The sequence below is a fragment of the Streptomyces griseoruber genome (assembly GCF_001514205.1).
Lineage (GTDB): Bacteria > Actinomycetota > Actinomycetes > Streptomycetales > Streptomycetaceae > Streptomyces > Streptomyces griseoruber.
In genome coordinates, this window is record NZ_KQ948771.1 from 354,441 (window position 1) to 373,611 (window position 19,171).

Annotated in this window: 17 protein-coding genes; 7 read left to right on the forward strand and 10 right to left on the reverse strand. The window is 71.6% G+C overall.

The features are described from left to right. Positions 1 to 191: 191 nt before the first annotated feature. Entirely contained in the window at positions 192 to 1,385 is a 1,194-nt protein-coding gene (locus AQJ64_RS23945; RefSeq protein WP_055638146.1) for a serine hydrolase domain-containing protein, read from the reverse strand. 320 nt (positions 1,386 to 1,705) lie between these two features. Between AQJ64_RS23945 and AQJ64_RS23950 the strand changes: the two genes are divergently transcribed. Next, positions 1,706 to 3,502 carry a M4 family metallopeptidase gene (locus AQJ64_RS23950; RefSeq protein ID WP_055638147.1) on the forward strand — a complete coding sequence of 599 codons (1,797 nt, stop codon included), beginning with the start codon at positions 1,706 to 1,708 and terminating at the stop codon, positions 3,500 to 3,502. Between the two features lie 33 nt (positions 3,503 to 3,535). Here AQJ64_RS23950 and AQJ64_RS46365 read toward each other — a convergent pair whose 3' ends face one another. The 5 genes from AQJ64_RS46365 to AQJ64_RS23975 all read right to left on the reverse strand — a co-directional run bounded on the left by AQJ64_RS46365 (position 3,536) and on the right by AQJ64_RS23975 (position 8,271). Next, positions 3,536 to 4,096, reverse strand: coding sequence for a hypothetical protein (locus AQJ64_RS46365; RefSeq protein ID WP_055638148.1), 561 nt, complete (start codon positions 4,094 to 4,096; stop codon positions 3,536 to 3,538). Between the two features lie 148 nt (positions 4,097 to 4,244). Then, the gene (locus tag AQJ64_RS23960) at positions 4,245 to 4,601 is read right to left on the reverse strand and encodes a UBP-type zinc finger domain-containing protein (RefSeq protein WP_055638149.1); all 357 of its coding nucleotides are present in this window, start codon (positions 4,599 to 4,601) and stop codon (positions 4,245 to 4,247) included. Further along, positions 4,598 to 6,082 (reverse strand): ATP-binding protein, encoded by a 1,485-nt coding sequence (locus AQJ64_RS23965; RefSeq protein ID WP_206189912.1) that lies wholly within the window; start codon positions 6,080 to 6,082, stop codon positions 4,598 to 4,600. Before AQJ64_RS23965 ends, AQJ64_RS23960 begins: the two co-directional genes overlap by 4 nt. Before the next feature lie 11 nt (positions 6,083 to 6,093). Continuing rightward, the gene (locus AQJ64_RS23970) at positions 6,094 to 7,770 is read right to left on the reverse strand and encodes an NAD(P)/FAD-dependent oxidoreductase (protein ID WP_055638151.1); all 1,677 of its coding nucleotides are present in this window, start codon (positions 7,768 to 7,770) and stop codon (positions 6,094 to 6,096) included. A 144-nt stretch (positions 7,771 to 7,914) separates the two neighbouring features. Continuing rightward, the gene (locus AQJ64_RS23975) at positions 7,915 to 8,271 is read right to left on the reverse strand and encodes a VOC family protein (protein ID WP_055638152.1); all 357 of its coding nucleotides are present in this window, start codon (positions 8,269 to 8,271) and stop codon (positions 7,915 to 7,917) included. A 62-nt stretch (positions 8,272 to 8,333) separates the two neighbouring features. On the opposite strand from AQJ64_RS23975, the gene AQJ64_RS23980 reads away from it, so the two are divergent. Continuing rightward, positions 8,334 to 9,206 (forward strand): universal stress protein, encoded by an 873-nt coding sequence (locus tag AQJ64_RS23980; protein ID WP_055638153.1) that lies wholly within the window; start codon positions 8,334 to 8,336, stop codon positions 9,204 to 9,206. 11 nt (positions 9,207 to 9,217) lie between these two features. Here AQJ64_RS23980 and AQJ64_RS23985 read toward each other — a convergent pair whose 3' ends face one another. The 4 genes from AQJ64_RS23985 to AQJ64_RS24000 form a co-directional block, all read right to left on the reverse strand. Then, positions 9,218 to 10,453 carry a DUF4032 domain-containing protein gene (locus AQJ64_RS23985; protein WP_055638154.1) on the reverse strand — a complete coding sequence of 412 codons (1,236 nt, stop codon included), beginning with the start codon at positions 10,451 to 10,453 and terminating at the stop codon, positions 9,218 to 9,220. A gap of 9 nt (positions 10,454 to 10,462) precedes the next feature. Next, entirely contained in the window at positions 10,463 to 11,212 is a 750-nt protein-coding gene (locus AQJ64_RS23990; protein WP_055638155.1) for an MBL fold metallo-hydrolase, read from the reverse strand. A 601-nt stretch (positions 11,213 to 11,813) separates the two neighbouring features. Further along, positions 11,814 to 13,028 carry an FAD-dependent oxidoreductase gene (locus tag AQJ64_RS23995; RefSeq protein WP_157881152.1) on the reverse strand — a complete coding sequence of 405 codons (1,215 nt, stop codon included), beginning with the start codon at positions 13,026 to 13,028 and terminating at the stop codon, positions 11,814 to 11,816. A gap of 209 nt (positions 13,029 to 13,237) precedes the next feature. Beyond that, positions 13,238 to 13,891, reverse strand: coding sequence for a dienelactone hydrolase family protein (locus tag AQJ64_RS24000; RefSeq protein WP_055638157.1), 654 nt, complete (start codon positions 13,889 to 13,891; stop codon positions 13,238 to 13,240). Between the two features lie 1,220 nt (positions 13,892 to 15,111). On the opposite strand from AQJ64_RS24000, the gene AQJ64_RS24005 reads away from it, so the two are divergent. The 5 genes from AQJ64_RS24005 to AQJ64_RS24025 form a co-directional block, all read left to right on the forward strand. Then, positions 15,112 to 16,197: an S-(hydroxymethyl)mycothiol dehydrogenase gene (locus AQJ64_RS24005; RefSeq protein ID WP_059202965.1), complete on the forward strand. Its 1,086-nt coding sequence runs from the start codon at positions 15,112 to 15,114 to the stop codon at positions 16,195 to 16,197. Continuing rightward, entirely contained in the window at positions 16,197 to 16,829 is a 633-nt protein-coding gene (locus tag AQJ64_RS24010) for an MBL fold metallo-hydrolase (RefSeq protein ID WP_059202966.1), read from the forward strand. Before AQJ64_RS24005 ends, AQJ64_RS24010 begins: the two co-directional genes overlap by 1 nt. A 196-nt stretch (positions 16,830 to 17,025) precedes the next feature. Continuing rightward, complete coding sequence (locus tag AQJ64_RS24015; RefSeq protein ID WP_059202967.1) at positions 17,026 to 17,388, forward strand: bifunctional 3-phenylpropionate/cinnamic acid dioxygenase ferredoxin subunit; 363 nt, start codon at positions 17,026 to 17,028, stop codon at positions 17,386 to 17,388. Next, positions 17,385 to 18,548, forward strand: coding sequence for an NAD(P)/FAD-dependent oxidoreductase (locus AQJ64_RS24020; protein WP_059202977.1), 1,164 nt, complete (start codon positions 17,385 to 17,387; stop codon positions 18,546 to 18,548). The genes AQJ64_RS24015 and AQJ64_RS24020 overlap by 4 nt, the downstream gene beginning before the upstream one ends. 84 nt (positions 18,549 to 18,632) lie before the next feature. Then, positions 18,633 to 19,171: aromatic ring-hydroxylating oxygenase subunit alpha (locus AQJ64_RS24025; protein ID WP_159060308.1), on the forward strand; the 539-nt coding region annotated here is incomplete at its 3' end.

A 19,171-nucleotide genomic window follows, 5' to 3' on the forward strand; every position in this document is an offset into this window, starting at 1 on the left:
GGGGCGACCCGTGCCCGGCGGAGCAGTGCCCGTGCGGATCTGTGCCTGGCTGGGCTTGTGCCTGGCCGAACCCGTGCCCGGCGGAGCGGTGCCCGTGCGGACCCGGGGACCGGTCGGACCCTGGCGGGTCGACTCCATGGCCGGGCGGAGCGGTGTGCCGGGTGGGTCGGTGTCGGTGTGGGGGCGCTCTGTCAGTGTCCGCTCTCGGTGCCGCCCCCGCTCGTGTCCTCGGGCGTGTCCTGGGGTGCGGTGGTCCGGTGGCGGGTCGCGGTCCTGCCGCAGAACGCCGCATCGAGGGTGCGCAGCATCGCCGTATGCACCGTGGAGCTGTTGGAGGCGTTGGCGAGCGCGGCGAGGCTGCGGCGGCCGTCGCCGGAGGTGAACGCGTACGTGTAGTAGCCCTGTACGGCGCCCGTGTGCCCGTACACGGAGATTCCGCACGACAGCCGGCGGCGCCGCAGCCCGAGGCCGTAGGACTGCGTGCCGCCCGCCGGGACCCAGCGGCGCATCTCCTTCAGTGCGCCGGCCGACATGAGCCTGCCGCGCAGCAGCGCCGACAGGAACGTGTCGAGGTCCTTGGTGCCGGAGATCAGGGCGCCCGCGCTCTGCGCCCAGGACACGGTCTGGCGGGTCGCGTCGACCAGGGCCCCGCCCGGTGTGTCCGGGGTGAGATAGCCGCGGGTGTACCGGCCGGGGATCGCCGTGTCGGGGTGGACGTAGAAGGTGTCGGTCAGCCGGAGCGGCTCGATGATGCGCCTGCGGTACGCGGTGGCCACCGGTTGCCCGGTCAGCTTCTCGATGAGCAGTCCCGCGACGACGAAGTTGGTGTTGGAGTAGGAGTAGGGGCCGCCGGGCGCGGTCGTGCGGGCGTGGCGCAGGGAGCGGTCGATGAGCCGGCGGTAGGTGAACACCTTGGTGCGGACCGCCTCGAAGCCCGAGACGGACCGGGCGAACAGGTCGTCGCTGTAGTCGTACAGGCCGCTGCGGTGGGACAGGACATGCCGGACCGTGATCCGGTCGTCGGGCAGCAGTCCCGGCAGATAGCGGTTGACCGGCGCGTCGAGCGCCAGCCGTCCCTCGTCGACGAGTTGCAGCAGGACGACCGCGGAGAACGTCTTGGTGACGCTGCCGATGCGGAAGCGGTCCGCGGTGCTCAGCGCCCGGCCCGTCCGCCGGTCGGCGACGCCCACGGCGACCTGGTGGACCGTGCCGTGGTCGTCGAGCCGCGCCATGGCGCCGGGCGCCCCCTGGCCGACCGCCGTGCGCAGCACACTCCGCAGGGCGGTCAGGTCGGGTTGCGGCATCGCGGTGGCGGCGGGCACCGGCCGAGGCACGGCCACCGCCGGTGCCGGCAGCAGGGACAGCACCGCGGCGGCCGCGCACACCGCCGGCGGGAGGCCGCCGAGCCGTCTCCGTCGGCGGGTCGTCGATGCGAGATCCGTCACATGCACCCGAGGGAACCTCCTGCCGTCGTGTCACATCTCCACAGATGACGCGCAGATGGTCGCTCCTCGATCACCGTGCGTCGCGGATGCGCCAAGTATCCCCGCGAAGGCGCCGTAAAGCGGCTATTTCGGCTTTACATGTACATGACTCATCCGTAAGGGTGGGGTTCCGGGGCCCGACCAGCCCCTTGGCGCCCAACGGCGCCATGTCTCACGGCGGTTGGGGGCTCCCGGCCGTCCGAACGAAGGAACCCTCACCTTTGCGTAGCGCACCCATACGTCTGCTGGCGGTCGCCGTCACCGTCACCACGGCCGCCACGGGCCTGGCAGGCACGGCGTTCGCGGGCCCGTCCGCGGGGGAGACGCGGGCCACGACCACCGCCGACGCCCAGGGCACCGCCGTCGTCCGGGCGGCCCGTGCCGCCGCCTTCGCCCACGCCTCGGCCACCGGGGTCGGCCAGGGCGACGAACTCCAGCCGCAGGACGTGCTGATCGACCCCGAAGGCGCCCGCCACGTCCGGTTCGTCCGGACCCACCAGGGCATGCCCGTCCTCGGCGGCGACCTCGTCGTCCACCTCACCAGGAGCCTCGCCTACGCCGGGGTGACCCGCGCCGCCGACCACGCCGTCGCGCCCGTCACCGTCCGGGCGAAGCTGACCGCGGCCCAGGCCGAGGCCAAGGCCGCCGCCGTCGCCCAGGGTGACGCCGGGAGCGCCGAACTCGTCGTGGACGCCCGCGGTGGCTCCTCGGCGCTCGCCTACCAGGTCCGGGTGACCGACAGCGACACCACCGAGGCCGGCGGCTCCCGTACGGTCGTCGTGGACGCCGTCACCGGCACGGTCCGCAGCAACACGCCCGACAGCGACGAGTTCCTCTCGCCCAGCCTGGTCGACACCCTGCGCGAGCGTGGCGAGACCCTCGACCCCGCCACCGGCACCGCCCCGCTCTCCGCCGGGCTCACCGCGGCCTCCTCGGCTCCCGCCGCCCGCTACCCGCAGACCGCCAAGGGCACGGGCAGCTCCCTGTTCGTCGGCAAGGTGCCGCTCACCACCACCCGCACCGCGGCCCGCAAGTACCTGCTGAAGGACCCCACCCACTGGGGCACCGAGACCCGCGACGCCAAGAACAAGGAGCAGGAGAACTTCGCCCGCGGCACGAAGTTCACCAGCACCACCAACAAGTGGGGCAACGGCGCCGTCTCCAGCCGCGCCAGCGCCGCTGTGGACGCCCAGTACGGCGTGGTCCAGACACTGGACTTCTACAAGAAGACGTTCGGGCGCAAGGGCATCAAGAACAACGGCAAGGGCGCCCGCGCCATGGTCCACTTCGGCAACCAGGTGGCCAACGCCTTCTGGGACTCCGTCTGCGACTGCATGCTGTACGGCGACGGCGACGGCGACATGTTCAAGAAGCCCCTCGTCGTCCTGGACGTCACCGGCCACGAGCTCACCCACGGTGTCGTCGACGCGACCGCCCGCCTGGAGCCGACCTTCGTCGACGGCGACGGCAACCAGTACGGCGAGCCGGGCTCGCTGAACGAGTCCCTCGCGGACATCTTCGGCTCCAACGTCGAGTTCAGCGCGAACAACCCCAAGAACCCGCCGAACTACCTCATCGGCGAGAAGCTGGGCCTGGACCAGAAGTTCCTGCGCCGCCTCGACCAGCCGTCCCAGGACGTCCTCGAGGGCGCGATCGACTACTGGTCGCCCGAGACGTACTACACCGAGGTCCACGCCGGCTCCGGCGTCTCCTCGCACGCGTACTACCTGCTCGCCGAGGGCAGCGGACAGAAGAGAATCGGCGCTGTCACCTACGACTCGCCGACCTACGACGGTGCCGCGGTGAAGGGCATCGGCCGCGCCAAGGCCACCAAGATCTACTACCGCGCCCTGACCCGCTACATGGTCTCCACGACCGACTTCCACGACGCGCGCCTCGCGACGATGAAGGCGGCCCGGGACCTGTACGGCCGGGACAGCGTGGAGTTCAAGACGGTGATCAGGTCCTGGGCCGCCGTCAACGTCACCGCGGCGAACATGCCGCCCGCCGTGCGCTGACGACGTCGGCCCGGTCCGTCCGGCCCCGCCCCGTCAGTAGTCGGGGCAGAGGTTGGTGTGCACGGCCTCGACGATCCGCGTGCTCTTGACACGGCCGAAGCCGTCCGGGTGACCGGGGGAGACGAAGCGCTGCATCGCGGCGCTGATCTGCTTCTCCCGGTCCCCGGGGTGGGCATGGATGGTGGCGCACTGGTCGCGGCCGCGCTCGACGGCCTCGTCCTCCTTGTCGTGCACGATGTCCGGGTCGATCGCGGTCAGGGCGCGCACATAGGCACCCTCGCCGTCACGGTCGGGGCGCGGCGGCAGGGCCGCCTTGCCCTTCTTCGCCGCCTGGCGCGTCGCGGACGGGGACGCGGTGCCGCCGCCCACCTGGTTCGCGGAGGCGGAGGCGGAGGCAGAGGGGGACAGCGCTCCGGCCGGTGTCTGCGACGTCTCCGACCCCGCCGGCGGGGTCGCGGTGCCCACCGCGGACGTCCCCGCTCCCGTCGCCAGTTCCTTGTGACTCGCGGCGGTGTCCCCCGAGCCGCAGGCGGTGAGTGCGGCGACGGCGAGAGCGCAGGACGCCAGAGCGGCTGCGGTGGTGCGGTGGTTCACGGGTCTCCTGGTGCCTGCGGTACGACGGCTGAGCTCCGTGAGCGTATGGGCAGCTTGTATGCCCGCGAGGGCCGTTCACCTCCCCTGCGGGGGTGGCGAAGAGGTGACAGGGGGCGCACGCACCGAGTCGGAGCGCCCCTGTCGGCTCCTATCCCCGGCGCAGGATCTGGGCCCAGTCCGCCGGAACCCGCCCCGCCGGACCCGGCGCCGGCTGGTCAGCGGGATGGCTCACCGGGGGCGTCAACTCCGGTCCCGAATCGTAGAGTTCATCGCTGGAGTAGTCCCAGAACCACTCCTCGCCCGGCTCGAAGCTGCGCACGACCGGATGCCCGGTGGCCTTGTAGTGGGCGGTGGCGTGCTGGGCGGGGGAGGAGTCGCAGCAGCCGATGTGGCCACAGCTCGCACAGCGCCGCAGATGGAACCACCAGCCCCCGACCGCGTCGCAGTCCACACAGCCGCTGCCGCTCGGCGGGACGGACGGGTCGATGGCGTTCGTGTCGGTCATGCGGGCTCCTCGGCGGGCTGGGACTCGGGCAGCGACTCGGGCGGGGAATCGGGCAGCGACTCGGGTGCGGGCGCGGTCAGCGGCAGCAGCACCTGGAAGCGGGTGTCGCCCGGCGCGGACTCCACCCGCAGACTGCCGTGGTGCTTGTTGACGATGATCCGCCAGGAGATGTCCAGGCCGAGACCGGTGCCCTCGCCGACCGGCTTGGTGGTGAAGAAGGGGTCGAAGATCCGGCCGCGGATGTCCGACGGGATGCCGGGACCGGTGTCCCGGAACTCCACCAGCATCCGGTCGCCCTCCCGCGCCGTGCGCACGGTCAACGTGCCCTCGCCGCCCGCGCTGTTGACGGCGAACACCGCGTTGTCCACGAGGTTCGTCCACACCTGGTTCAGCTCAGCCGGATAGGCGGGCACCTCCGGGAGCGTCCGGTCGTACTCCTTGACGACCTCGATGCGCTGCCCGATCTTCCCCGACAGCATCAGCAGCGTGCTGTCGAGGAGTTCATGGACGTCCACCACCCGGTAGGGCGCCCGGTCGAGCTGCGAGTACTGCTTGGCCGCGTCGACCAGATGCGAGATCCGGGTCGTGGAATCCTCGATCTCGTACATCAACAGCTCGGTCTCGATGGTGTAGTTGAGCCAGCCGACCGCGTTCGGCAGGATCTCCGGGGCCACCGCCGCCGCGACCTGCTCCAGCCAGTCGACGTCCAGCCCGGCCTGCACGAACACCGGCGCGTACTGCCAGCCGTAGTCCATGCCGTGGTCCTCGAGCCACTCGGTGAGCGCGTCCTCCCGGTCCGAGGCCTCCAGCGGGCTGAGCGACGGCGCCTTCGCGACCCGCTCGGCGGTGCGCTCCTGGACCTCGATCAGACTCGCCAGCGCGTCCCGGGAGAAGGGCCCTTCGGCGATCAGCGCGAGCTTGTGCCGCATCTTGGCGACCCGCTCCCGCAGCGTCGCGGTGGCCCGCACGGCCGCCGCGGCCGGATTGTTGAGCTCGTGCGTGAGCCCCGCCGACAACGAGCCGAGCGCCAGCAGGCGTTCCCGCTGCCCGATCGCGGCCTGGGCGTTCTTCGAGCCGAAGAACAGGCCCTCCAGCAGATGCACGGCCATCGGGAACCAGTCCCGCATGATGTCCGCGAACACGTCCGCCGGCACCACGAAGAACCGCGTCGGCTCCGTCACCCGCATCGAGTTGTTGTAGACCTGCGGCACCCGGTCGCCCAGATACGCCTGCATGGCCCCCGAGTACACCCCGCGCTGCGAGGTGCGGGTGACCTCCACGTCGTCCCCGCCGACCCGCCGCGACAGCACCACCGTGCCCTCGATCATCACGTAGAAGCAGGTCGCCGGAGCACCCTCGGTGTACACCGGCCCGGGCTCGAACCTCTCCACCCGCCCCTCGGCGCACAGCCGTCCCAACTGCTCCGGGGTGAGCTTCTCGAACAGGAACAGCGAGCCGATCTCCGCCGGGCTGCACGGCATCGGCCGCCCGCTCACGACTGCTCCAGATACCGGTGGACGAGCATCACTGCCATGGCTCCCTCTCCGACGGCGGACGCGACCCGCTTGGCCGACTCGGCACGTGCGTCGCCCGCCACGAACACACCGGGAATGCTGGTCTCCAGGTGGTACGGCGGCCGGTCCAGCTCCCAGCCCGCCGGCGGCCGCCCGTCCGCGGTGAGATCGGGCCCGGCCAGGATGAACCCGCGCTCGTCGCGCAGCACGGTCCCGTCCAGCCAGTCGGTCAGCGGGGCCGCGCCGATGAACACGAACATCCACTGCGCGTCGACGCTCTCGGTCTCGCCGTTCTTCACGTCCCGCAGCGTCAGCCGCTCCAGACGGCCGTCGCCGTGCGCGGACTCCACGACCGTGCCGGCGCGCACGAAGATGTTCGGCGCCTCCTCGATCTGCTGGATCAGGTAGTACGACATCGACGCCGCCAGCGACTCGCCGCGCACCAGCAGCGTCACCGACTTGGCGCCCCGCGACAGGTACATCGCCGCCTGCCCGGCGGAGTTGGCGCCGCCCACGATGTACACGTCCTGGTCCTGGCAGGAGGCCGCCTCGGTCAGCGCCGAGCCGTAGAACACCCCGCAGCCGGTCAGGTCGTCGCAGCCCGGCGCCGCGAGCTGCCGGTAGGACACACCCGTCGCGAGGATCACGCTGTGCGCGGCCACCGCCGAGCCGTCCGAGAACCGTACGACCCGTGCGGAGCCGTTGACCTCCAGCCCCGTCACCTCGCGCGCGGTGAGGATCTCGGCGCCGAACTTCGTCGCCTGGCGGCGCGCCCGGTCGGTGAGCTGCGCCCCGGACACCCCGTCGGGGAACCCGAGGTAGTTCTCGATACGGGAGCTCTGCCCGGCCTGCCCGCCGGTCGCCGACCGCTCCACGAGCACCGTCCGCAGCCCCTCGGAGGCCCCGTACACCGCCGAACCCAGGCCCGCCGGACCGCCGCCGATGACGACCAGGTCGTAGAACTCGGCCGCCGGTGTCGTCGCCAGACCCACGTGCGCGGCCAGTTCGGGCGCGTCCGGCTCGACCAGCGGCGCCCCCTCCGCGGTGATCACCAGCGGCAGCCGCCGCCCGTCCGCCCCGGCAGCGGCCAGCAGCCGCTGCCCCTCGGGCTCGTCGGCGGAGTACCAGCGGTACGGCACCTGGTTGCGGGCCAGGAACTCCCGGACGTCCGAGGAACGCGCCGACCAGCGGTGCCCGACCACCTTCGTCGCGGGCACCGGCCGGTAGTCGCTGGCCCGCCAGGCGTCCAGCAGGTCGTCCAGGACGGGGTAGAGCTTCTCCTCCGGCGGATCCCACGGCTTGAGCAGATAGTGGTCGAGGTCGACGACGTTGATCGCGTCGATCGCGGCGTTCGTGTCCGCGTAGGCGGTCAGCAGCACCCGCCGCGCGCCCGGGTACACGTCCAGGGCCTGCTCGAGGAACTCGATGCCGTTCATCTGCGGCATGCGGTAGTCGGCCAGGATCACCGCCACCAGGTCGCCCCGCAGCTTCAGCTCGCGCAGCGCCTCCAGCGCGGACTCGCCGGACTCCGCCCGTACGATCCGGTACGCGGCGCCGTAGCGGCGCCGCAGGTCACGGGCGACGGCACGGGAGACCCCCGGGTCGTCGTCCACGGTCAGGATGACGGTCCGCGCTGTTTCGGCGGCCTGTGTCATACGTCTCCCACCCCGAGAGCGGTCAGGACTCGCCGGCGCACGGCGGACCCCGCGCCGGCTCCGCCCATCGTATGGTCGATCGCCCCGGTCCGCTCGGGGATGCCGCGGAGCGTGCGCTCCCGGTTCAGGACGGGGCGCCCACCGTCAAGGCGACCGCCGCGCCGCCAGGACGCAGAACTCGTTGCCCTCGGGGTCGGTCAGCGTCACCCACGACTGCTCGCCCTGCCCCACGTCCGCGTGCCGCGCCCCGAGCGACAGCAGTCTGCTCACCTCGGCCCGCTGGTCGACCGGACGGAAGTCCAGATGCAGCCGGTTCTTGACCTGCTTGTCCTCCGGCACGGGGACGAACAGCAGGCCCGGCAGCCGGTCCGGCGCGGGCCGGATCTCGTACTCGTCGGGCGCGTTGTGCACCACCGCCCAGCCGAGCGCGTCCGCCCACCAGCGTCCGAGCGCCACCGGATCGTGACAGTCCACGATCACCTGTTCCCATTCCAAGGTCATGAACGGCAGCGTAGTGGAGACTGGCCCGGTACGAAGTGATCACTTACCGAGGAGGCAGCGCGATGACGGGCCCGATCACGGCAGGCGTCGACGGGACGGACGAGAGCCTCGCGGCGCTCGCCTGGGCGGCGCGGGAGGCCGTACGACGGGACACGGCACTGCGGGTGGTGCACGCCTGGAAGCACCGGCCCGACACCGCGCCCGAGGTCGCCGACCGGGACGCCCAGCGGGCCTGGGTGGGCGACGCCGTCGAGCGTGCCGTCGCCACGGTCACCGAACGGCACCCGGGGCTCGCCGTCACCACCGACGTCCTGGAGGGACACCCGGTCCAGACGCTGCTCTCCGCCGCCGCGGACGCGGAACTGCTGGTGCTCGGCTCCCGCGGACACGGCCCGGTCGTCGGCTTCCTGCTGGGCTCGGTCGGCCAGCAGGTGATCGCCGAGGCCGTATGCCCGGTCGTCCTCGTCCGCGCCGGCGACAAGCCCTCGTCCGAGGTGGCCGGGCACGAGATCGTCGTCGGCCAGCAGGGCGAACCCGAGGACAGCGCCGCCGCGCTGCGGTTCGCCTTCGAGACCGCCGCGGCCCGCGGCGCGAGCGTCCGTGTCGTGCGCGCCTGGTCGCTGCCGCCGGTGTTCGCCTACAGCCCGGGCTCGCTCAAGCTGCTCGACGAGGCCGGCGGCCTGGAGCCGTTCGAGAAGAAGGCCCTCGACGACGCCGTACGACCGTGGCGCGAGCGCTTCCCGGACGTGCACGTCGTCGAGCACATCGAGATGGGCAGTGCCGGGCAGGTGCTGCTGTCGGTGGCCGGGCGGGCGCAGCTGATGGTCGTCGGCCGGCGCGCCCACCGTACCGCCGTGGGCGCCCGCATCGGCTCCGTCGCGCACGGCGTCCTGCACCACGCCGACTGCCCGGTCGCCGTCGTCCCCCACGACTGAGCGGACCCGGCTCACTCGGGCACGGTCGGCTCCAGCGTCTCCCGTGCCTTGGGCAGGATGTTCACGAGGTAGTCCTCGACCGCCGTGTCGAGCCCGATGTCGCGCTGCGCCTGCTCCGACAGGTACCAGCGGTGCTCCAGCAGCTCGTGGTAGATCTCCGCCGGATCCATCGAGCCGCGCAGTTCGAACGGCACGGCGCGCACGGTGGGCCGGAACACGTCCCGCACCCACCGGTGCGCCAGCACCTCGGGCCGCGCGGCGAGGGGGTCGCCGGGCGCGTAGTCGTCCTGGGTCGCCATCCAGCTCTCCAGGTCGTTCAGCAGCCGCCGGGCCTGGTTCTCCTCGGTGTCCAGGCCGGTCAGCCGCAGCAGCTGCCGCTGGTGGTGGCCCGCGTCGACGACCTTCGGCACGAAGGTGACGGTGTCGCCGTTCGAGGAGTGCTCGATCTGCATCTCGGCGACGTCGAAGCCCAGGTCGTTGAGGCGGCGGATCCGGCGCTCGATGTAGTGGTACTTGCCCGCCGGGTACACCGAGGTGCGGGTCAGCTCCTCCCACAGCGCGCCGTAGCGGGCGCAGATCTCCATGCCGAACTCGATCGGGTCCACCGACGGGTGGAGCGCCCCGGACGCCTCCAGGTCCAGCAGCTCGCCGCTGATGTTGACGCGGGCGAGATCGAGGTCGTACTCCCGCTGCCCCGGGCTGAGCTGCGGATGCAGATCACCGGTCTCGGCGTCCACCAGATACGCGGCGTAGGCGCCCGCGTCCCGCCGGAACAGCGTGTTGGACAGTGAGCAGTCGCCCCACGCGAACCCGGCGAGATGCAGGCGCACGATGAGCACCGCGAGGGCGTCCATCAGCCGGTGCATGGTCGCCGGACGCATGGTCGTCTCGAACATCGACCGGTACGGCATCGAGCCGCCCAGGTGCCGGGTGATCAGCACCGGCTCCAGCGGGTCCCCGGCGCCGTCGGTGCGCCCGGTGACCACGGCCAGCGGGTCGACGGCGGGGATGCCGATCCGGTCCAGGTCGCGCAGCAGCTCGTACTCGCGCAGCGCCGGGCGTTCGGCGAGTTCCTTGACGGCGATCACCTCGTCACCGGCGCGCGCGTAGCGCACCACGTGGCGGGAGATACCGCGCGGCAGCGGGACGAGGACTTCCTCGGGCCATTCCTCCAGGGGCACGTCCCAGGGCAGCTCCAGGAGGAGGGCCGGGTGCTCCGGGTTCGTGGCGCTGATCTGCAAAGCCATGGCCTGACCTTAGACGGCGCGTTCGCGGGCGTGCTGGGCGGCCGCCCGCACGGAGCCCCGGTGCACCGGCCCGTGCCCCGGCAGCAGCACCTCTGCGTCCAGGCGCTCGATCAGGTCCAGCGAGGCCACCGCACGGGCGCGCTCGTGGTGGAACATGTCCGGCAGCAGCTGGGGTCCCTCGATCCGCGAGGTCATGTGCCCGCTGACCAGGGCATCGCCCGAGATCACCACCCCGGCCTCCGGAACGTGGAAGACACAGTGGCCGTCGGTGTGGCCGGGGGTGTGCACCGGGACCGGCCGGCCGGGCAGGTCGAGCCGGCCGTCGGCGACCGGGAACGCCTCCGGCGCGCCGACGGGGTGCTGCTGGGCGCCGCCGACGCGCAGCACGTGCACCAGCCAGGGCAGCACACCGGGACGCCACGCGTTCCCCAGCACATCGCCGACGGTCACCTGCTGGAGGAACTCCCGGCGGGCGTGCGGCACTTCCGCCGGGTGGGCGAGCACCGGGGTGCCGTACGTCGAGCGCAGGTACTCGGCCGAACCGAGGTGGTCGTTGTGGGCGTGGGTGAGCAGCACGGCCGTGACCGCCTCCGGTGCACTGCCCACCGCCGCCAGGGACTCCAGGAGCTGCTTCCGGTCGCCCGGGTAGCCCGTGTCGATCAGTGTGACGGCGTCGCCCTCACCGAGGATCACCCAGTTCGTGTGGGAGCCGTGCACCAGATGGATGCCGTCGGCGACCTGTCGTACGTCCGCGCCCATGATCGTCGTCCCGAGTTGTGAGGAGCCTGTCCGACGAGCACAGCAAAGCAGATCATGACGGGCCCACCGACGGCGGGCCCCGGGCCCGGAAACCGGCACCCGACTCGTCGGGAAGTGGTCCTCCGCCCAAACGATCACGGCGGCGAGGGGATGAGGGAGGCGTTGCCGTGCGGTGGGAGCGCACGACGGACGCCACGAGGGCCATCAGGCCTCCCGTGCCCGTGATCGCGCCGGGGACGTCCAGGCGGCCGGGGTGGCGTTCGGCCTCGACCAGGCTCTTCGTTCCGGCCAGGACGGCAAGGCCGATGGGGATGTCGATGAAGAACACCCCACGCCGGCCGAGGGCGTCGGTCAGCGTAACCGCCCAGCAGCATTCCGACCGTGGCGCCGACGCCCTGCGGGACACGGGCCCCGAGCAACAGCCGGTCCGGACGGCGGGCAGGGTGGGTGACGGTGTTGTCCAGGACCATCATCAGCCGGGCCGCGGCGATCACGAAGAGCGCAGTTCCGGGAGATTCCGGACAGTAGGCCGGGTGCACCGCAGGTGCCGGGCCCGTCTCGGCCCGGCATCCGCGCCGACGACTCACCGGCCGGGAGCTGCCTACTCGGGCAGCGGCAGGTGGCCGATCACCTTCTCGCCCACCGCCGCGGACATCCGAAGAGCCTTGTACCCGTAGTCCCGCATGGCCTCTTCGTAGGCGCCGATGCCGTCCACGACGTCCTGGTCACCCCGAGCGGCGGCGAGCAGTTCCCCTCCGAGAACGTGTGCGTCGCGCAGCGCGGTGTTGGCACCGATGCCCAAGGACGGGCTCATGGCATGGATCGCGTCGCCCACCACGGTGACGTTCGACGGCTCCCACGCACCGACGGGCACACAGCTGCGCAAGGTCAGCGGCTGCACCGTGGCGGTGTCCCACAGCCGGACCGTCTCCACCAGGGCCGGGTGCCAGGAGGCCACGCGTTCCAGCGCGTACGCCTTCAGCTGCTCGGGGGTGGCGGTGAACAGTTCGGCGTCGGGCATCATGAGGCTCTCCACGGAGTTGAAGATGCTCAGCGCGTAGTTCTTCGTGGCTTCGTCCTGGAAGCCCGGGTCCTGTTCCTTGATCAGCGGAGAGCCGGGGTTGCTGCGCTCCAGTGGGCCGAGCGTGAGTCCCGTCCAGTCGGAGGCGTACGCCAGCGAGAAGGTGTTGAACAGCTGCGCCGGGAGCCTGGCCTTGGTCTCCTCGGTGATCGGGACCTTCGCGGCGATGTGCCGAGCGGCCAGGTCGGCAACCTTCACCTGCGGCAGCCGCTGGGCCCGCACGCCGGAGCCGATGCCGTCCGCGGCGATCAACACGTCGGCCTCGACGCTCGCCCCGTCGCCCAGGAGCACGGTCACGGTGCCGTCCGGGTTGGAGCGGTATCCCGTGACCTTGGCACCGAAGTGCACGGCCTTCTCCAGACCGAGGTAGAGGATCCGGCGCAGCGTCGAGCGGCACACCACCAGGTGCTCGGAGATGTCGGTGGGCACCCCGATGCCTTCCGTGGCGGACTTGTCGCGGCCCGGGCGGAGGTTGAGCTGCTCGTCGAACAGCAGCATGTCGTCGTTGGGCATGCCGGAGGTCGCGAGGAACAGCTCCCACAGCCGCGGTTCCAGGGCGGCGTGCAGGGAGGAGGTGCCGGTGGAGTTGATGTGGATCCGGTAGCCCGCCTCGCGGGCGGCGATGCCGGTGTCGCGCTCGTAGACGGCCACGTCCAGGCCGTGCCGGTTCAGGTAGTGGGCCAGAGTCATCCCGGCAAGACCGCCGCCGGCGATGACGATACGTGTCCCAGACAAAAGTACTCCCAGTGCAATTGGTTTCGTACGAGGGAGCACACCGGGCCTCTCTGAAAGAGAGGATGATTGACGCGACCAGACGCAACAGCGAATGGCTGCGCCCCGGACTACCGACCGGGATGCAATTTTGTGTGCCATGGAATTGTTCACCGGAATTTCACCGGTGGGCGCCGGACCGGTTTTTCGGTCTGCGGCCCTTCTTCAGCGGGTCAGAGTGCGCGCGAGAAGAGATCCGGCAGCGCTGCCCAGTGGCGTTCCGCGGCCTCGGGATCGTAGGCGGCGGTGTCCGCCTGCGTGAAGCCGTGGTGTGCGCCGGCGTACAGCTCGGCCTTGATGCGGTCGGCGAGCAGGTGCGGGCTGTCCGGCGCGGTGGAGGCGAGGTTCGCGCCGTGGAAGCCGGCCGCGGCGGCCACTCGGTCCGGATGGGTGCCGGCCGTGCGCAGCGCCAGGCCCGCGCCCATGCAGTAGCCGGTGACCCCGACCGGTCCCCTCCCGGCCCTCGGGCATTCGGTCAGCCGGCGCAGGTAGGCGTCGGCGTCCGTCGTCGTCAACTCGGGCGTCAGGGACGGGATGAGCGGTCCGAGCCGCTGGAAGAGCTCCGGGCGCCCGGCCGGGTCCACGAAGTCCGGCAGATCGATCACCGGCGCCCGTCCCTGGCGGTGGAAGACGTTGGGCACCAGGACCGCGTATCCGGCCGAGGCCGGACGGTCGGCCATCAGCTTCGGATGCGGGCGCAGCCCGAAGGCGTCCATGTAGAGCAGGACGGCGGGAAACGGACCTCTTCGATCAGGGTGCGCCGGGTAGGCATCGGCTGTGCCGTCCCGCGTCGCCATGTCCACGGTCGTCCCGTGCACAGTACTCATACGCGCCTTTCCCCTTTCTTTTGGATAGCACATCGACGGATATCCCCAATTGGGGATCGATTTTAGACCGCGCCGGGGCCTCTGTGGCGCCCATGAGGCAAGTGACGCTTCCCCCACTCTCGAGCCTTGACGCGGAACGGGGAACCTGGTCAGGCAATGGGCTGAATTGACAGAATGCGCGAAATCTGCTCACCGGAATAACGTCGGAATGGGGGGCGTCAACCGTCGGAACACCGCCCCGGCGCCATGACGGCCTTCATGAAGGACGCGAGGGTCGCCCAGGGTTCCCTCCGCGACGCCGTACCCCACCCCACCCCACCCCACCCCACCTCACCCCGCTCCCGCGAGGAGACCGCACGTTTCACCTGGTCCGGGCAGCCCCCAGCCCCACAGACCCACAGCCCCGCGAGCGGGAGGATCACCCGTGGACATCACCGAGGTCCAGCGCGCCACCTACGAGGCAGTCCTGCGCCTCAAGGACGCCCCCTTCGTCGCACAGCGGCCGGCGTACCTCAGCCCTGCCGCGGCAGCCCAGGCCGACGGATCACGGCCCGCAAGGCCCTCGGGATCGACCCGGGTGCTCTGGTGGCCCGTCCCGGCCGGATCGTGGCACGCGCGTCGGCGTGAGCGGCCCAGCCCCGGCTGCCGTACTCCGGCGCTGGACCGGTGCCGGTTCCCGCGGCGACGAGGAACAGGTGGTCCGCGGACGGGGATCGGAGGCCCACCCCTCGAGGTCCTCCGGTGTACTCCGCGCAGTGCGATCGTCTCGCCGGGTCGGAGCGGGAAGCGGTCGTCCGAATCGACGCCCAGCGCCTCACGGAACGCTCGGGGGTAGCCGCCCGGCCGGACATGGCAGTGGAGTGTTCTCCCGGGAACCAGGGCCGCCCGCCGGTGACCCCATCATGAAATGGGTGGTGACGGGAGTGGGGGGCGCTGGGAGTGGTCGCCGTCCTGGTGGCAGAACCGGCCGCGGGGCTCGGTGCGCCGCGGGACGCCCTGGAAGCGCCGGAACGCGCACGATGAAGCCGGTGGTCACCGGCGCGGAATCGGTCGCCGTGGTGGATCACCAGCCGGGCCCGGCTCCGCCAGGCTCCCGGACCAGCGCCTCGGGGAGCCTTGACCGCTGCTCGGCGCTCCACGATGCTGTGTTGCGGCACATGAGATGCGTGCCGCATTGAGCAACATCTTGACTCACGTCTCGTACCAGCCTAGGAGTGGCCATGGCTCACCAGGTCCGTGCTGTCGTCGCGCGCGCGAAGGGTGCCCCCGTCAGCCTGGAGACGATCATCGTCCCCGACCCCGGCCCGGGGGAGGCGCTGGTCAAGATCGAGGCCTGCGGGGTCTGCCACACCGATCTGCACTACCGCGAGGGCGGGATCAACGACGACTTCCCCTTCCTGCTCGGCCACGAGGCTGCCGGCATCGTGGAGTCGGTGGGGGAGGGCGTCACCGACGTCGCGCCCGGTGACTTCGTCATCCTGAACTGGCGAGCGGTGTGCGGCCAGTGCCGGGCCTGTCGGCGCGGCCGCCCGCAGTACTGCTTCAACACGCACAACGCCAAGCAGAAGATGACCCTCCTCGACGGCACCGAGCTGTCCCCGGCCCTCGGTATCGGCGCCTTCGCCGAGAAGACGCTGGTCGCCGCCGGACAGTGCACCAAGGTCGACCCCGCCGCCTCGGCGGCCGCCGTCGGACTGCTCGGCTGCGGGGTGATGGCGGGCATCGGCGCGGCGATCAACACGGGCAACGTGGGACGCGGCGACAGCGTGGCCGTCATCGGCTGCGGCGGCGTCGGGGACGCGGCCGTCGTCGGCTCCCGGCTGGCCGGCGCGGCGAAGATCATCGCGGTGGACATCGACGACCGCAAGCTTCAGACCGCGAAGAAGCTGGGCGCGACCCACACCGTGAACTCGCGCGACAGCGACGCGGTCGAGGCGATCCGCGAGCTGACCGGCGGCTTCGGCGCGGACGTGGTCATCGAGGCGGTCGGCCGCCCGGAGACGTACCAGCAGGCCTTCTACGGCCGCGACCTGGCCGGCACGGTCGTCCTGGTCGGCGTCCCCACCCCGGAGATGAAGCTGGAGCTCCCGCTCCTGGACGTCTTCGGCCGCGGCGGTGCGCTGAAGTCGTCCTGGTACGGCGACTGCCTGCCCTCCCGTGACTTCCCCATGCTCGTCGACCTCTACCTCCAGGGCCGTCTCGACCTGGACGCCTTCGTCACCGAGACCATCGCCCTCGACGAGGTCGAGAAGGCCTTCGAGCGGATGCACGGCGGCGACGTCCTGCGCTCGGTGGTGGTCCTCTGATGTCCGGCGCCCGCATCGAGCACCTCGTCACCTCCGGGACCTTCTCCCTGGACGGCGGCACCTGGGACGTCGACAACAACGTCTGGATCGTCGGCGACGACACCGAGGTGATCGTCGTCGACGCCGCCCATGACGCCGACGCGATCGCCCGGGCCGTCGGGGACCGGCGGCTGACGGCCGTCGTGTGCACCCACGCCCACAACGACCACATCGACGCCGCGCCCGCCCTCGCCGCGCTCACCGGCGCCCCGGTCCTGCTCCATCCCGACGACCTGCCCCTGTGGAAACAGACCCACCCGGACCGTGAGCCCGACGGCGAGCTGGCCGACGGGCAGGTCGTCACGGTGGCCGGCGTCGACCTCACCGTGCTGCACACCCCCGGCCACGCCCCGGGCGCGGTCTGCCTGTACGCGCCCGCCCTGTCCGCGCTCTTCAGCGGCGACACCCTGTTCGCGGGCGGACCGGGGGCCACGGGACGGTCGTACAGCCATTTCCCGACCATCGTCGACTCGATCCGCGAGCGGTTGCTGACGCTGCCCGGCGACACCGTCGTCCACACCGGACACGGGGACACGACGACCGTCGGCACGGAGGCCCCGCACCTCCAGGAGTGGATCGACCGCGGCTTCTGACCGCCCCCGCCGCAGCCCTCCGCACGGCGCCCGCATCACCTGTTTCCGCAGGTAGTGCGGGCGTTTCGAGCTGCGTCGGGGGTGGTCCGCGAGGTGGCCCGAAGCGGGTCTCCGGAGGCCTTGACAGGGGTTCTGGGCGACCTCAGACTGATGTTGCGCTTTCCGCAATCCGTTTCGCTATACGCACCGAGGTGTCATGATGATTCCCGCGTGCCGTCTCGAGGATCTCCCGCGAGGCGAGGCCGTCCGGCTCGACATCGACCCGCCGGTCTCGGTGTTCCACACCGACGACGGCGAGCTCTTCGCCATCGACGACACCTGCACCCACCAGGACGCCTCGCTCGCCGACGGCTGGCTGGAGGGCTGTGAGGTGGAGTGCCCGCTGCACGCCTCCAAGTTCGACCTGCGCACCGGCGCGGTGGACGCCCCGCCGGCCAAGCTGCCGGTGCGGACCCACGAGGTCGTGGTCGAGGACGGCACGGTCTACGTCAAGGTGTCGGAGGCGGCTCCCAACCTTCCGCCGTGTGTGGCGTCCCGGCTGGCCGGGGGGCCCGCGTGAGGACGGTGGCCGTGGTCGGCGCCTCGCTCGCCGGCCTGTCGGCCGTACGCGCGCTGCGCAAGCAGGGCTACGACGGCCGCCTCGTCGTCATCGGCGACGAACCGCACCGGCCCTACGACCGGCCGCCGCTGTCGAAGGAGTTCCTCGCGGGGACCCTGGGCGAGACGGACCTCGTACTGGAGACCGAGGACGAGGACCTGGGCGCCGAGTGGCTGCTCGGGATCCGGGCGACCGGTCTCGACCGGGCCGAGCGGGCGATACGGCTCGCCGACGGGCGTGAGCTGAAGGCCGACGGCATCGTCCTCGCGACCGGTGCCGCCGCCCGCAGCCTGCCCGGTTCCGAGGGGCTCGCCGGGGTGCACACCCTGCGCACCCTGGACGACGCCCGCGCCCTGCGCGACGAACTCGCCGCGGGGGGAAGCCTGGTGGTGATCGGCGGCGGCTTCATCGGCGCCGAGGTCGCCTCCACCGCCTACGCCCTCGGGCTCGAGGTGACGGTGATCGAGGCGGCGCCCACGCCGCTGGCCGGTCCGCTGGGAGCCGAGATGGGCACCGTCGTCTCCGGCCTGCACACCGACCACGGTGTACGGCTCCTGTGCGGAGTCGGCGTCAAGGGGCTGAGCGGCGGCAGCCGCGTCGACGCCGTACTCCTGGAGGACGGCCGCAGCATCCCCGCCGACATCGTGGTCGTCGGTGTGGGCGCACGCCCCTGCGTCGACTGGCTCGACGGCTCGGGCATCGAACTCGACAACGGCGTCAAGTGCGGCGCCGACGGCCGCACCAGCCTCGCCTCGGTGGTCGCGGTCGGCGACTGCGCCAACTGGTACGACCCGCGGGCCGGCGCGCACCGCCGGGTCGAGCACTGGACGGGGGCACGGGAGCGCCCGGACGCCGCGATCGCCACGCTGCTGGCGGGCGGGGCGGTGGAGCCGGGGATGCCGAAGCCGCCGTACTTCTGGTCCGACCAGTACGGCGTGAAGATCCAGTTCGCCGGCCACGCGGCCGGCGCCGACACCGTCACCGTCGAGGAAGGCGCCACCGGGGACCGCAACGTCCTGGCCGTCTACCGGCGCGCCGGGACTCCGGTCGCCGTGCTCGGGATGAACCAGCCGCGGCTGTTCACCCGCTGGCGCAAGCAACTCGCTGCTGCCACTGTCTGACCTCACCCCTGTTTCGATGCCGTGCGGAGTCGTTCTCGCCGGCGCGTGAATGATTCGCCCACGACGTTTTCCGAGGAGTGCACCGTGACCTCGACCAGCCTGCCGGACAGCCTGATCGCCACCCTTCCCGGCTCCTCCTACACCGATCCCGGCATCTTCGCCCAGGAGCAGGAGCGCATCTTCGAGACCATGTGGTTCTGCGTGGCGCGCGCCTCCGAGCTGGCCAAGCCCGGTGCGTTCCGCACCGTGGACGTGGGCCGCGAGAGCATCCTGATCACCCGCGCCCGGGACAACTCGATCCGCGCGTACTTCAATGTGTGCCGCCACCGCGGGGCGAAGCTGTGCACGGAGGAGACCGGTGAGGTCAAGCGGGCCTTCCAGTGCCCGTACCACGCCTGGACCTACGACCTCAACGGCAAGCTCGTCGCCGCGCCCAACCTGACCAAGATGCCCGACGTCGGCCGCACCGAGTACGGCCTGACCAGCGTCGCCGTCCGCGAGTGGCTCGGCTATGTGTGGGTGTGCCTGGCGGAGAACCCGCCGTCCTTCGAGGAGGACGTGCTGGGCGCGGTCGTGGAGCGGCTCGGCGACGTCGCCTCCATCGAGCGCTACGACGTCGACAA

Coding starts and splice junctions, on each gene's coding strand:
- AQJ64_RS23960 (WP_055638149.1), bottom strand. CDS start 4,601: ATGACCGACACGAACGCCATCGACCCGTCCGTCCCGCCGAGCGGCAGC.
- AQJ64_RS23965 (WP_206189912.1), bottom strand. CDS start 6,082: ATGCCGTGCAGCCCGGCGGAGATCGGCTCGCTGTTCCTGTTCGAGAAG.
- AQJ64_RS23970 (WP_055638151.1), bottom strand. CDS start 7,770: ATGACACAGGCCGCCGAAACAGCGCGGACCGTCATCCTGACCGTGGAC.
- AQJ64_RS23975 (WP_055638152.1), bottom strand. CDS start 8,271: ATGACCTTGGAATGGGAACAGGTGATCGTGGACTGTCACGATCCGGTG.
- AQJ64_RS23980 (WP_055638153.1), top strand. CDS start 8,334: ATGACGGGCCCGATCACGGCAGGCGTCGACGGGACGGACGAGAGCCTC.
- AQJ64_RS23985 (WP_055638154.1), bottom strand. CDS start 10,453: ATGGCTTTGCAGATCAGCGCCACGAACCCGGAGCACCCGGCCCTCCTC.
- AQJ64_RS23990 (WP_055638155.1), bottom strand. CDS start 11,212: ATGGGCGCGGACGTACGACAGGTCGCCGACGGCATCCATCTGGTGCAC.
- AQJ64_RS24000 (WP_055638157.1), bottom strand. CDS start 13,891: ATGAGTACTGTGCACGGGACGACCGTGGACATGGCGACGCGGGACGGC.
- AQJ64_RS24005 (WP_059202965.1), top strand. CDS start 15,112: ATGGCTCACCAGGTCCGTGCTGTCGTCGCGCGCGCGAAGGGTGCCCCC.
- AQJ64_RS24010 (WP_059202966.1), top strand. CDS start 16,197: ATGTCCGGCGCCCGCATCGAGCACCTCGTCACCTCCGGGACCTTCTCC.
- AQJ64_RS24015 (WP_059202967.1), top strand. CDS start 17,026: ATGATGATTCCCGCGTGCCGTCTCGAGGATCTCCCGCGAGGCGAGGCC.